The organism is Massilia haematophila, from assembly GCF_042647645.1.
In the GTDB taxonomy this organism is placed as follows: domain Bacteria; phylum Pseudomonadota; class Gammaproteobacteria; order Burkholderiales; family Burkholderiaceae_D; genus Telluria; species Telluria haematophila.
In genome coordinates this window covers 3,730,407-3,742,873 of sequence record NZ_JBHRVV010000001.1, presented here as the reverse complement: position 1 = coordinate 3,742,873, position 12,467 = coordinate 3,730,407, and the positions used below count along the sequence as shown (strand labels likewise).

10 protein-coding genes are annotated in these 12,467 nt (G+C 66.4%); 7 read left to right on the top strand and 3 right to left on the bottom strand.

The window, feature by feature from the left end:
• The first annotated feature begins 74 nt into the window (after positions 1-74).
• Positions 75-767 carry a heavy metal response regulator transcription factor gene (locus ACFOPH_RS16575; protein ID WP_312549350.1) on the top strand — a complete coding sequence of 231 codons (693 nt, stop codon included), beginning with the start codon at positions 75-77 and terminating at the stop codon, positions 765-767.
• Positions 764-2,149, top strand: coding sequence for a heavy metal sensor histidine kinase (locus ACFOPH_RS16570; RefSeq protein ID WP_379736482.1), 1,386 nt, complete (start codon positions 764-766; stop codon positions 2,147-2,149). Before ACFOPH_RS16575 ends, ACFOPH_RS16570 begins: the two co-directional genes overlap by 4 nt.
• 164 nt (positions 2,150-2,313) lie before the next feature.
• Here the strand turns inward: ACFOPH_RS16570 and ACFOPH_RS16565 are convergent, their stop codons facing one another.
• A complete protein-coding gene (locus ACFOPH_RS16565) occupies positions 2,314-3,051 on the bottom strand; it encodes a PEP-CTERM sorting domain-containing protein (RefSeq protein ID WP_312549352.1) in 738 nt (245 codons plus the stop codon).
• Between the two features lie 376 nt (positions 3,052-3,427).
• On the opposite strand from ACFOPH_RS16565, the gene ACFOPH_RS16560 reads away from it, so the two are divergent.
• From ACFOPH_RS16560 to ACFOPH_RS16550, 3 genes are all read left to right on the top strand, one after another.
• A complete protein-coding gene (locus ACFOPH_RS16560) occupies positions 3,428-4,186 on the top strand; it encodes a gamma-glutamyl-gamma-aminobutyrate hydrolase family protein (RefSeq protein WP_312549353.1) in 759 nt (252 codons plus the stop codon).
• 117 nt (positions 4,187-4,303) lie between these two features.
• Positions 4,304-5,674: a glutamine synthetase family protein gene (locus ACFOPH_RS16555; RefSeq protein WP_312549354.1), complete on the top strand. Its 1,371-nt coding sequence runs from the start codon at positions 4,304-4,306 to the stop codon at positions 5,672-5,674.
• Between the two features lie 33 nt (positions 5,675-5,707).
• Positions 5,708-7,153 (top strand): aspartate aminotransferase family protein, encoded by a 1,446-nt coding sequence (locus ACFOPH_RS16550; protein ID WP_312549356.1) that lies wholly within the window; start codon positions 5,708-5,710, stop codon positions 7,151-7,153.
• Between the two features lie 136 nt (positions 7,154-7,289).
• On the opposite strand, the gene ACFOPH_RS16545 is transcribed toward ACFOPH_RS16550, so the two are convergent.
• The gene (locus tag ACFOPH_RS16545) at positions 7,290-8,750 is read right to left on the bottom strand and encodes a sodium:solute symporter family protein (protein ID WP_312549358.1); all 1,461 of its coding nucleotides are present in this window, start codon (positions 8,748-8,750) and stop codon (positions 7,290-7,292) included.
• Between the two features lie 133 nt (positions 8,751-8,883).
• On the opposite strand from ACFOPH_RS16545, the gene ACFOPH_RS16540 reads away from it, so the two are divergent.
• Positions 8,884-10,368 (top strand): aldehyde dehydrogenase, encoded by a 1,485-nt coding sequence (locus ACFOPH_RS16540; protein ID WP_312549360.1) that lies wholly within the window; start codon positions 8,884-8,886, stop codon positions 10,366-10,368.
• Positions 10,369-10,451: 83 nt separating this feature from the next.
• A complete protein-coding gene (locus ACFOPH_RS16535) occupies positions 10,452-11,789 on the top strand; it encodes a glutamine synthetase family protein (protein ID WP_312549361.1) in 1,338 nt (445 codons plus the stop codon).
• Between the two features lie 155 nt (positions 11,790-11,944).
• Here ACFOPH_RS16535 and thpR read toward each other — a convergent pair whose 3' ends face one another.
• Complete coding sequence (gene thpR, locus ACFOPH_RS16530) at positions 11,945-12,460, bottom strand: RNA 2',3'-cyclic phosphodiesterase (protein ID WP_379736479.1); 516 nt, start codon at positions 12,458-12,460, stop codon at positions 11,945-11,947.
• Positions 12,461-12,467: the final 7 nt, after the last annotated feature.

Sequence of the window (12,467 nt, the reverse complement as noted above, 5' to 3'; positions counted from 1 at the left end):
CGCCAGATGACAATCCTGTCATCTTCGGCGCGCCGCACAAGGCATAGAATGGGGGTTTTATCGACCGAGCGCCCATGACCATCCTGCTGATCGAAGACGAGCCGAAGACCGGCGACTACCTGCAGCGCGGCCTGGCCGAATCGGGCTTTGCCGTGCGCCTGGCGCGCAACGGGCGCGACGGCCTGTTCATCGCGCGCGAGGAAGAGATCGAGCTGGTCGTGCTCGACGTGATGTTGCCGCGCATGGACGGCTGGCAGGTGCTGGAAGCCCTGCGCGCCGATCCGGCGACCGAGCAGATCCCGGTCCTGTTCCTGACCGCGCGCGACGAAGTCGAAGACCGGGTGCGCGGCCTGGAGCTGGGCGCCGACGACTACCTCGTGAAACCCTTCGCCTTCGTCGAGCTGGTGGCGCGCATCCGCACCCTGCTGCGGCGCGGCCCGGTGCGCGAGGAGGAGTTGATCCGCATCGGCGACATGGAGATCGACGTGATCCGGCGTCGCGTGCGCCGCGGCGCCCAGCCGATCGCGCTGACGGCCCAGGAATTCGCGCTGCTGCATTTGCTGGCGCGGCGCCAGGGCCAGGTGCTGTCGCGCGCCCTGATCGCGTCCCAGGTCTGGGACATGAATTTCGATAGCGACACCAACGTCATCGACGCGGCGGTGCGCCGGCTGCGGCGCAAGATCGACGATCCGTTCGCCCAGAAACTGATCCACACGCGGCGCGGCATGGGCTATGTGTGCGAGGCCGAAGCGGCGGCCGCATCGTGAAGGGAAGCTTGCGCCACTCGCTGGCCCTGCGCGTGACCGTCATGTTCACGCTGATCGTGGCCCTGGCGGCATCCGGCCTGGGGATCTACCTGTACCGCGCTTTCGTCGGCGAGATCGTGCGGCGCGACGACATCCAGCTGCTGGGCAAGCTGCGCCAGGTGCAGCTGCTGCTGGGACGCCCCGGCGCGGCCGAACTGCTGCGCGAGCAGCCCGACTACTTCCGCGACACCATGAGCGGCCAGGAGAATTCGCTGGTGCGGATCACGGCGCCCGACGGCAGCATCCTGGCCGACATCAACGCGCTCGGTGAGAGATATCCGATCCCGCCCGCGGACGGCGTGGCGCCGTCCGCGGGCGGGATCGCCGGCTGGACCACCAGCCGCGGCGATCCAGGCCGGGTGGTGGCCGCCAGCGCCCGCCTCGGCGCGGGCACGGTGACGGTGGTCGTCGCCCGCGCCTATGCCGAACGCAGCGCCATGTTCGCCGCCTACCGGCGCCAGATCGCCTGGGCCGTCGTCGCCAGCGCGCTGGGCGCGGCCCTGCTGGCGGCCCTGATGCTGCGGCGCGGCCTGCGCCCCTTGCGCATGCTGGCCGAGCACGCCGCCCTGGTGCGGCCGGGCACGCTGGCGCAGCGGCTCGACCTGGCACACGCGCCGTCGGAACTGCGGCCCCTGGTCGAGGCCCTGAACGCGATGCTGGCCCGGCTGCAGGAAGGCTATGCGCGCCTGCTCGGCTTCTCGGCCGACCTGGCCCATGAATTCCGTACTCCGGTGACGAACCTGCTCGGGCAAAGCCAGGTCATGCTGGCGCAGCCGCGCAGCGCCGCCGAGTACGAGCAGTTGATCGCGTCGAACATCGAGGAACTGGAGCGGCTGGCGCGCATGATCGAGAGCATGCTGTTCCTGGCCCGCGCCGGACAGGAAGAGGTAGTGCTGGCGCGCCGGCCGCTGGCGGCGCTGGACGAGCTGCGCAAGGTGGCGGATTTCTACGAGGGGATGGCCGAGGAACGCGGCCTGGCGCTGGCATGCACGGGCGAGGCATCGGTGCTGGCCGACGCCGCGCTGCTGCGGCGCGCGCTGGCCAACCTGCTGTCGAACGCGGTGCGCCATGCCGATCCGGGCAGCACCGTCGTCCTGCACGCGTCCCAGGGCGAGGGCCGCACCGAACTCGCGGTGACGAACAGCGGCGCACCGATCGACGCCGCGCACCTAACCCACCTGTTCGAGCGTTTCTACCGCGCCGATCCGGCGCGCAGCGACGCCGAGGGATCGACCGGGCTCGGCCTGGCGATCGTGCGCGCCATCATGGACCTGCATGGCGGCCAGGCGAAGGTGGCGACGGACGGTGCGCGCGTCACCTTCACGCTGGTATTTCCGGACTAGGGAAGCACTGATTTATTCATGGCGGCGGTCTCGACCACGAGAAAATGCGTCCTGCTGCGTTGTAAATCCTCGCGATACCCCGGTATCGCTCCGGTTTACGCCTTGCCGGCCACATTTTTCGTGTCCGATTCCTGCGCGCCAGAATAAATCAGTGCTTCCCTAGCTCAGGCGCGGCGGCGGCGTGCGGCGGCCAGGCCGAGCAGGCCCAGGCCCAGGGTCAGCAGGGTTGCCGGCTCCGGCACTTCGGCCGGCGTGGCCGGGGTCTCGGTCGGGTCGACCGGGTCGACCGGCAGTTCGCTCGGGGTGCCCGGCAGGGTGACGACCGGCGGGATGGTCGGCAGTTCTGGTGGCGTGCTCGGCTGCTCGACCGGCGGCAGCGGCTCGGCCGGCTGCTCGACCGGAGGAACCGGCAGCGTGACGACCGGCGGCACCGGGTCGGCGGGCTTGGTCGGCGGCGTCGTCGGGACGGTCGGCTTGGTCGGCACGCGGTTGACCTCGAGCAGGATGTTTTTCAGCCAGACGTCCTGGTCGTAGCAGAAGAACAGGCCCTGGGTGCAGCCGAGCGAGACCGACAGGTTCAGCTTGCCGTCGTCGAGCATCGCCGGCAGCACGTTGAAGCTGTAGGTGACGTAGTCGCTGACGTTGGTGACCGTGCCGGCGAGAACGTTATCCAAGCGCACCGAGATCGTTTCCTTGGTGCTCCAGGTGAGGTTGAGCGGGTCGGCAAAGCTGAGCTTCAGGGTGGCCGATTCGATCTCGTAGCCGGACTGCTTCTGCACGTGCAGGATGGCGCGATACGGATCGTCGGTCGTGAGGTAGGCCGGCAGGTAGGTGGCCTGGGCGGCGGAGGTGATGCCGAAGGCGAGGGTGGCGGTGGCGAGGATCTTGTTCAGGATGTTCATGTGTTCTTGGACGTGGTGAGTTATCGCAATATTGCGCTTGATTCAAATCAAGCAATAAATGTGCCTGTAAAGAAATATTCATTCCTTTCAGTCACTTATGCGAAGTGCGTCAAGACGCGGATGCCCAAGTGTAAGATTTCTCGACAGCAGCAAAACCCTTGGGAATCGGGGGCGGGGCAGGCTGGCACTGCCTATTCGTGTTGGCATCGTTTTGCGGTTGACGTTAAGATTTTGCTACGGAAACCGCGTTTTACTAGCAGATCGACGCACGTTGTGCAGGGAGTCGCACGGCGTTTGATCTGGATTAACGGCCACTCGCGCCCGGACCAGATTGCTCGTATGATGGTCCTAGTGCGCTCACGACAAGGTAGACACCATGCGCCCCATCGTAATCGTTCCAGCATGCACGCGTGACTTCGGCGAACACCCATATCACGCGGCCCAGCACAAGTACTGCGACGCCGTCGTGCTCGGCGCCGATTGCGCGCCCATGATCCTGCCCTCGCTCGGGCCGGCGCTCGATCTGGAAACCATGCTGCAACTGTGCGATGGCATCATGCTCACCGGCTCGGCCTCGAATGTGCACCCCAGCTATTACTCGGAAGAGTTGCTCGATCCCTCGCTGCCGCAGGACCCGGCGCGCGACGAGACCACGCTGCCGCTGATCCGGGCGGCGGTCGGGCGCGGCATTCCGATCATCGCGATCTGCCGCGGTTTCCAGGAGATGAACGTGGCCCTCGGCGGCAGCCTGCACCAGGCGGTGCAGAGCGTGCCCGGCAAGTTCGACCACCGCGAGAACCCGGAACTGGGCATGGACGAGCAGTACGGCGATGCCCACAAGATTGCCATCGTGCCGGGCGGCTTCCTGCACGGCATCCTCGGCGCCGACGAAATTCCCGTCAATTCCCTGCACGGCCAGGGCGTCAACGAACTGGCGCCTGGGCTGGTGGTCGAAGCCACCGCCGAGGACGGCCTGGTCGAGGCCTTCTCGGTCGCGGCCGCGCCCGGCTTCACGCTGGCGGTGCAATGGCATCCCGAGTGGCGCATCACGCACAACCCGTATTCCATGAAGATGTTCGGCGCCTTCGGCCAGGCATGCCGCGACTACCGCGCCAGGAAACAGGGACGCTCATGACCGCCTACGAGAAATGGGCGGCGCGCGCCGTCCCCTAGCTTGCCTCGTTCTCTCCCCGCACTGCACGTGCAGGCGTGAACGCACGCCTGCGTCGACCGAACCGATAAAGAGGCAACCATGGCAATCCGCGAAAACTTCTCCTACAACGACATGGACGACTGGCTCAATGCCAAGCGCGTCACCGAAATCGAATGCCTGGTCCCCGACCTGACCGGCGTCGCCCGCGGCAAGATCCTGCCGCGCGTGAAATTCACCGAAGAGCGCGGCATGCGCCTGCCCGAGGCCGTGCTCGGCATGACCGTCACCGGCAATTCGCCGACCCACGACGACGCCTACGACCGCGCCATCTCGAGCACCGACCGCGACATGATCCTGAAGGCCGACCCGACCACCATCACCATGGTGCCGTGGGCGGTCGACCCGACCGCGCAGGTGATCCACGACTGCCACTTCGCCGACGGCACGCTGGTCGACTTCGCGCCGCGCTCGGTGCTGCGCCGCGTGTTGAAACTGTACGAGAAAAAGGGCTGGAAGCCGCTGGTCGCGCCCGAGCTCGAGTTCTATCTCACCGCGAAGAACATCGACCCCGATCTGCCATTGACGGCCCCGATCGGCCGCAGCGGGCGCTCGGAAACCAGCCGCCAGGTCTACAGCATCGACGCCGTCAACGAGTTCGATCCGCTGTTCGAGGACATCTACGACTACTGCGACATGATGAACCTCGACGTCGACACCCTGATCCACGAGATCGGCGCCGGCCAGATGGAAATCAACTTCCAGCACGGCGACCCGCTGGGCCTGGGCGACAAGGTCTTCTACTTCAAGCGCACCCTGCGCGAGGCGGCCCTGAAGCACGACATGTACGCCACCTTCATGGCCAAGCCGATGGCGGGCGAGCCGGGGTCGGCGATGCACGTGCACCAGAGCGTGGTCGATGCGAATACCGGCCGCAACATCTTCAGCGGCGACGACGGTGCGCCGTCGAAGCTGTTCCACCAGTACATCGGCGGCCTGCAGCGCTACATGCCGTCGGCGATGGCGGTCGTCGCGCCCTACGTGAACTCCTATCGCCGCATCGTGCGCCACACGGCCGCGCCGATCAACCTGCAATGGGGCGTCGACAACCGCACCGTGGGCTTCCGCGTGCCGGTCTCGGGCGCCCAGGACCGGCGCGTGGAAAACCGCATCATCGGCGCCGACGCCAACCCGTATCTCGCGCTGGCGGTGACGCTGGCCTGCGGCTACCTCGGCATGGTCGAGGGCTGCGAGCCGTCGCCCATCGTCGAAGGCAGCGCCTACAATATGCCGGTCGAGCTGCCGCAAGGCTTGCCGGAAGCCCTGAACCTGCTGCGCGGCGAGGCCGCGCTGCGCGAGGTGCTGGGCGAACGTTTCATCGACGTGTATTCGGCGATCAAGGAACTCGAGCACCAGGAGTTCATGACCGTCATCAGCCCGTGGGAACGCGAACACCTGCTGCTGCACGTCTGAGGGTTTTATAACCACAAAAAACGAGGTGTCATCATGGCAGCCAACAGCGCGGCGCTCGCCGCCAGCAGTGCATTTCCGCGCGTGCCGGACGTGGAAGCGTTCGACACGCGCGCCATCCAGCAACTCGACGCAGCCCACTACCTGCACCCGTTCACCGACCACGCCGCCCTGAGGGACAAGGGCGTGCGCGTGATCGTGCGCGCTCAAGGCGTTTACCTCTGGGATTCCGAGGGCCGCCAGGTCATCGACGGCATGTCCGGCCTGTGGTGCGTGAACGCGGGCTACGGACGCACGTCGATCTCGGAAGCGGTGTACCGGCAGATGGAAACCCTGCCGTTCTACAACAGCTTCTTCAACACCACCAACGTGCCGGCGGTGCGCCTGGCCGCCGAACTGGTCGACCTGGCGCCGCCGCAGTTCAGCCACGTGTTCTTCACCGGTTCCGGCTCGGAGGCGAACGACACGATCGTGCGCATGGTCCGCCGCTATTGGGACCTGATGGGCCAGCCGCAACGCACGGTCATCGTCAGCCGCCACAACGCCTACCACGGCAGCACCATGGCCGGCGCCTCGCTGGGCGGCATGGCGGGCATGCACGCCCAGGGCGGCTTGCCGATTCCCGACATCGTGCATATCGGCCAGCCGAATTATGCCGAGCATGGACAGGGCATGAGCGAGAACGAATTCGGCCTGCGTGCCGCCGGCTGGCTCGAAGAGCAGATCCTGGCGAGCGGCCCGGAGCGCGTCGCCGCCTTCATCGGCGAACCGGTGCAGGGCGCGGGCGGCGTGATCATTCCGCCGCAAACCTATTGGCCGGAGGTGCAGCGCATCTGCGACAAGTACGGCATTTTGCTGGTGGCCGACGAGGTCATCTGCGGCTTCGGCCGCCTCGGCACCTGGTTCGGCTCGGAACTGATGGGCATGCGCCCGGACCTGATCAGCTTTGCCAAGGGCGTGACCTCGGGCTACGTGCCGCTCGGCGGCGTGCTGGTGGGCAAGCGCGTTGCGCATGCACTGGTCGAGAAGGGCGGCGACTTCAACCACGGTTTTACCTACTCCGGCCACCCGGTGGCCTGCGCGGCGGCGCTGGAAAACCTGCGCATCCTGCGCGAGGAAAGGCTGGTCGAGAAGGTGGCGCTGGAAACCGGCCCGCACCTGAAGGCGGCCTTTGCGGAACTGGCGGCGCATCCGCTAGTGGGCCATGCCGAGACTTGCGGCATGGTGGCCGGGCTGAACCTGGTGCGGCGCAAGGGCAGCGGGCCGCACGACTGCGTCCGCTTCGACCGCGATCTCCACGTGGGCATGCTGTGCCGCGGGCACATGTTCGACAACGGGGTGATCATGCGCGCGGTCGGCGACCGCATGATCGTCGCGCCGCCGCTGGTGATGACGAAGCTTGAAATCGACGAGATGGCCGAGCGGATCTGGGATTGCCTGGATTTGACGCTGGCGGATCTGTACCAGCGCGGGTGGGTCTAACCTGGGACGGTGGTTCGTAGGGTGGGCACTCCGTGCCCACGCGTGACCTGTGCGTCGTGTTGACGCGAAAAGCAGGCCAACAATATGCAACCTTCACGCGTGGGCACGGAGTGCCCACCCTACGCCAAACAATTGTTTAGGCACTAGCCGCCAGCGTCTTCGCCGGCTCGGTCCGGTTCTTGAGCACCTGCGGCGCCAGCGAACCGACGAACATGCCGGCAAACGCCGCCAGCAGGCCGGCCAGCTGGCCCGGGAACTGTTCGCCGAGGGACGAAATTTGCGGGAAGAACAGGATCCACACGAACAAGCCGGCCGCGATGGAGAAGATCGCGCCCTGGGTGGTGGCGCGCTTCCAGTACAGGCCCATCACCAGCGGTACGAAGGCGGCGACCAGGGTCACCTGGTAGGCCGAGGACACCAGTTCATAGATCGAGGTGCCTTCCATCGCGATCGCGTACAGCAGCACCAGGGCGGCGAAGATCACGATGGTGATGCGCATCGCACGCAGTTGCTCGCGGTCGCTCATGCCCGGACGCAGGTTCTTGAGGATGTTCTCGGTAAAGCTGGTCGACGGCGCCAGCAGCGTGGCCGACGAGGTGCTCTTGATCGCCGACAGCAGGGCGCCGAAGAACAGGATCTGCATGATCAAGGGCATCTTGGTCATGACGAAAGTCGGCAGCAATTGCTGGTAATCGTTACGCGCGATTTCCATCGCATTATTGCCCATCACGACGACGGCGGCGGCGACGATGAACATCGGCACGAAACCGAACAGGATGTAGCTGGCGCCGCCGATGACCGCGCCGCTGCGCGCGGTCGGCGCGTCCTTGGCCGACATCACGCGCTGGAACACGTCCTGCTGCGGAATGCTGCCGAACATCATGGTGATGGCCGCGCCGATGAAGAAGATGATGTCGGTGAAGTTCGGTTCCGGCAGCAGGCGCCACAGGTTGGCCTGCTGGGCCATGTCCAGCACCTTGTCGGCGCCGCCGGCCAGGTCGGCGGCGAAGAAGGCGATGATCGACATGCCGACCACCAGCACGATCATCTGGATGAAGTCGGTGAGCGCAACGGCCAGGAAGCCGCCGACCACGACGTAGATCAGCACGGCCAGGGTGCCGATCACCATGCCGACCGCGGGCGACATGGCGCCGCCGGTCAGCACCGAGAACACCAGGCCGAGCGCGGTGATCTGGGCCGCGACCCAGCCCAGGTAGCTCAGGATGATGGCGACCGAGCAGAACACCTCGATGCCCTTGCCGTAGCGCTGGCGGTAGTAGTCGCCGATCGTCAGCAGGTTCAGCTTGTACAGCTTGGTGGCGAAGAACAGGCCGACCAGGATCAGGCAGGTGCCGGCGCCGAACGGGTCCTCGATGATGGCGTTCAGCCCGCCCTGCACGAAGCGGGCCGGCACGCCCATCACGGTCTCGGCGCCGAACCAGGTCGCGAACGTCGTGGTGATCACCATGATCAGGGGCAGGCTGCGGCCGGCCACGGCGAAGTCGCTGGTATTCTTGATGCGCGTGCCCGCCCACACGCCCAGCGCCAGCGTGCCCAGCAGGTAGAGCACGACACAAGTAATCAAGGTGTAGTTCATATATGTGGGGGCCTTGGGGGACGTAGAAATTATCGGGCGGAAAATCGGCGATTATAGCGGCAGAAATCGGCGGTTGGATCAAGCTCGTTCGCATTTTCGTGGAGTTTTCTTTCATCTTGGGAGGAATGCTGGCATGACAACAACACCATGGCATGAACGTGCTGCCGAACTGCGTATTGACGGTCGCGCCTTCATCGACGGCAAGCGGGTCGATGCGGCCTCGAGCGCGCGCTTCGATTGCCTGTCTCCGGTCGACGGGCGCAAGCTGGCGGAAGTGGCGCGCTGCGGCGAGGCCGAGGTCGACGCGGCCGTCGCCGCCGCCCGCGCCGCCTTCGAGGACAGGCGCTGGGCCGGCAAGGCGCCGGCCGAGAGGAAAAAAATCCTGGTGCGCTTCGCCGACCTGATGCTGGAACACCGCGACGAGCTGGCGCTGCTGGAAACCTTGGACATGGGCAAACCCATCCGCTACAGCCGCAGCGTCGACGTGCAGCTGGCGCAGAACTGCATCCGCTGGTATGGCGAGGCGATCGACAAGCTCTACGACCAGGTCGCGCCCAGCCCCGAGGACAGCCTGGCCCTGATCACGCGCGAGCCGGTCGGCGTGGTCGCCGCCATCATTCCCTGGAACTATCCGATGCTGATGGCGGCCTGGAAGATCGGCCCGGCCCTGGCCGCCGGCAACAGCCTGGTGCTGAAACCCTCTGAAAAGGCGCCTTTGAGCTCGCTGCGCCTGGCCGAGCTGGCGCTCGAGGCCGGCGTGCCGCCCGGCGTGTTCAACGTGCTGCCCGGCTACGGCGACGAGGCCGGACGCGCGCTCGGCCTGCACCTGGACGTCGACTGCATCGCCTTTACCGGCTCGACCCGGGTCGGCAAGCAGATCGTGCAGATGGCCGGCCAGTCGAACCTGAAGCGCGCCTGGACTGAACTGGGCGGCAAGTCCGCGAACATCGTCTGCGCCGACTGCCCCGACCTGGACGCGGCGGTCGGCGCCGCGATCGGTTCGATCTATTTCAACCAGGGAGAAAGCTGCAACGCGCCTTCTCGCCTGTTCGTCGAGGCCTCGATCAAGGATGCCTTCCTCGACAAGGCACTGGCCCTGGTGCCGCAGTTCGCGCCGGGCGACCCGCTGATGGAAGACACCGTGATGGGCGCCATCGTCGACGCGGTCCAGATGAAGACCGTGCTCGGCTACATCGCCTCGGGCAAGGAAGAGGGCGCGCGCCTGCTGGCGGGCGGGGCGCAGGCGCGGCTGGAGACGGGTGGGCTGTACGTCGAGCCGACCCTGTTCGACGGCGTCGACGGCGGCATGCGCATCGCGCGCGAGGAAATCTTCGGCCCCGTGCTGTCGGTGCTGTCGTTCACCGATCTGGATGAGGCGGTACGCCAGGCGAATGCCACGCCCTACGGCCTGGCCGCGGCGGTCTGGACGGCCGACATGAGCCGCGCCATCCGCACCGCGCGCGCGTTGCGTGCCGGCACCGTGCACGTGAACCAGTACGACAACGACGACATCACCGTGCCCTTCGGCGGCTATAAACAGTCGGGCAACGGGCGCGACAAGTCGCTGCATGCGTTCGATAAATATACGGAACTGAAGACCACCTGGATCCAGGTCTGAGCTCATCCTCGCCCATCCAGCGGCGCGCGGACGGCAAGGGGGCGGTGCTATATTGGCCACCTTGCCGGCTGCACGGGATGGCGATGAGCGAGGCGATGCGGGCGTTTCTGCAGGAACACCAGATCCACGAGGTCGAGTGCGTCATCGCGGACATGACCGGCATCGCGCGCGGCAAGATCCTGCCGAAAGACCTGTTCCTGGGCGGCGACTTCATGCGCCTGCCGAAAAGCGTGCTGCTCAACACCGTCAACGGCGAGCAGCCGAACAACCTGCCCTACGTCGGCGCGACCGATCCCGACATGGTCTGCGTGCCCGACGAGGCGACGCTACGCGTGGTGCCCTGGGCGGCCGAATCGGTGGCGCTGGTCATCCACGACTGCTGCAACTTCGACGGCAGCCCGGTCGAGCTGGCCCCGCGCTCGGTGCTGCGGCGCGTGCTCGCCAAGTACGCCGAGCGCGGCTGGACGCCGGTGGTGGCGCCGGAAATGGAGTTTTACCTGGTCGCCCGGAATGTCGATCCGCACGTGCCCCTGATGCCGCCGATGGGGCGCAGCGGCATGACCGAACTCGGCCGCCAGTCCTATTCGATCGACGCGGTCAATGACTTCGATCCGTTCTTTTTGGAACTGTCGGCCTTCTGCAAGACCCACGAACTGGGCGTCGAGACCCTGATCCACGAAGCCGGGGCCGGCCAGATGGAAATCAACTTCGCCCACGGCGACGCGCTCGAGCTGGCCGACCGTGTCTTCCTGTTCAAGCGCGCCGTGCGCGAGACGGCGCTACGTCACGGCATCTTCGCCACCTTCATGGCCAAGCCCATGGAAACCGAACCGGGCAGCGCCATGCACGTGCATCAAAGCGTGGTTGACGCCGTCACCGGCCGCAACATCTTCACGAACGACGACGGCAGTCCGAGCGCGCTGTTCTTCCATTTCATCGGCGGCCTGGAACGCTACGTGCCGCCGGCGCTGCTGATGTTTGCGCCGCACGTGAATTCCTACCGTCGCCTGTCGCGCTTCCAGTCGGCGCCGACCAATGTGCGCTGGGGCTACGACAACCGCACCTGCGGCATCCGCGTGCCGAACTCCTCGCCCCAAAACCGCCGCGTCGAGAACCGCGTGCCGGGCGTGGATGTGAATCCCTACCTGGCGATGGCGGCCACGCTCAGTTGCGGCTTCCTCGGCATGGCCGAAGGCCTGGCACCGTCCGAGCCGACGCTTGATAGCGCCGAACACATCCACGACGACCTGCCGCGCAACCTCGAGGACGCGATCCTGCGCATGCGCGGCTGCGCGCCGCTTTCAGGCATGCTGGGGGACTTGTTCGTGCAGGCCTACTGCGAAGTGAAGGAACTCGAGTTCGCCACCTTCAGCCGCGTGATCAGCTCCTGGGAGCGCGAGCACTTGATGTTACTGGTTTAGAGCCTATCCCAGTAGTCAGGAGTCGCTCCTGGCGCGCCTGGCAAGCATGGGCGGCGTTGCTCGTCGTTGCGTGGCTCGCCACGCGGCCTCCTCGCGCCTTGCCCATGCCTGCCATGCATCGCCATGAGCTTCCCCCCGTCTACTGGGATAGGCTCTCACGAATACGTTTCCAGCACCGTATAGACGCCGCCATTGTTCGGCCGCGATTCGACCAGCGCATAGCCATCGATTTTCCACACCAGCGGCGGGGGCTCGGGCGGCACGGCGACGCCATTCGCGCGGCGCGCGAAGGTTACGTGCGGGCGGTATTTGCGCGCTTCCGGCTGCAGGCCGAGCGCGACCAGGGCTGCCGACAGGTTCGCGTGCAGGTCCAGCAGCGCGGGCGGCTCGCTCGACGGTTCGAGCACGGCGATGCCGTTGTGCCAGAGTTTCGGCGCGCCGAACATCAATTCGAAGGGAATGAAGGGGACGGCCAGTCCGCGCCGCAGCGCGGGCACGCGCTCGCTCGGCACGCCGCCGAGGAAGTGCAGGGTCACGTGCAGCTTGTCGGGGTGGACGGGACTGGCGCCGCGTGGCCAGTCCCAGGCGTCGCGCCGCTCGCGGAGCAGGTGCCGGATGGCCGGGTCCGGCCAGAGGGCGAGGAACAGGCGGGTGGTCGGTGCGCTGTCCATCGCCTGG

What these genes read in the sequence shown, in the direction of transcription:
- ACFOPH_RS16545 (WP_312549358.1), bottom strand. Translation starts at nt 8,750, where the DNA reads ATGAACTACACCTTGATTACTTGTGTCGTGCTCTACCTGCTGGGCACG.
- ACFOPH_RS16535 (WP_312549361.1), top strand. Translation starts at nt 10,452, where the DNA reads ATGAGCGAGGCGATGCGGGCGTTTCTGCAGGAACACCAGATCCACGAG.
- ACFOPH_RS16560 (WP_312549353.1), top strand. Translation starts at nt 3,428, where the DNA reads ATGCGCCCCATCGTAATCGTTCCAGCATGCACGCGTGACTTCGGCGAA.
- ACFOPH_RS16575 (WP_312549350.1), top strand. Translation starts at nt 75, where the DNA reads ATGACCATCCTGCTGATCGAAGACGAGCCGAAGACCGGCGACTACCTG.
- ACFOPH_RS16555 (WP_312549354.1), top strand. Translation starts at nt 4,304, where the DNA reads ATGGCAATCCGCGAAAACTTCTCCTACAACGACATGGACGACTGGCTC.
- ACFOPH_RS16540 (WP_312549360.1), top strand. Translation starts at nt 8,884, where the DNA reads ATGACAACAACACCATGGCATGAACGTGCTGCCGAACTGCGTATTGAC.
- ACFOPH_RS16550 (WP_312549356.1), top strand. Translation starts at nt 5,708, where the DNA reads ATGGCAGCCAACAGCGCGGCGCTCGCCGCCAGCAGTGCATTTCCGCGC.
- ACFOPH_RS16565 (WP_312549352.1), bottom strand. Translation starts at nt 3,051, where the DNA reads ATGAACATCCTGAACAAGATCCTCGCCACCGCCACCCTCGCCTTCGGC.
- thpR (WP_379736479.1), bottom strand. Translation starts at nt 12,460, where the DNA reads ATGGACAGCGCACCGACCACCCGCCTGTTCCTCGCCCTCTGGCCGGAC.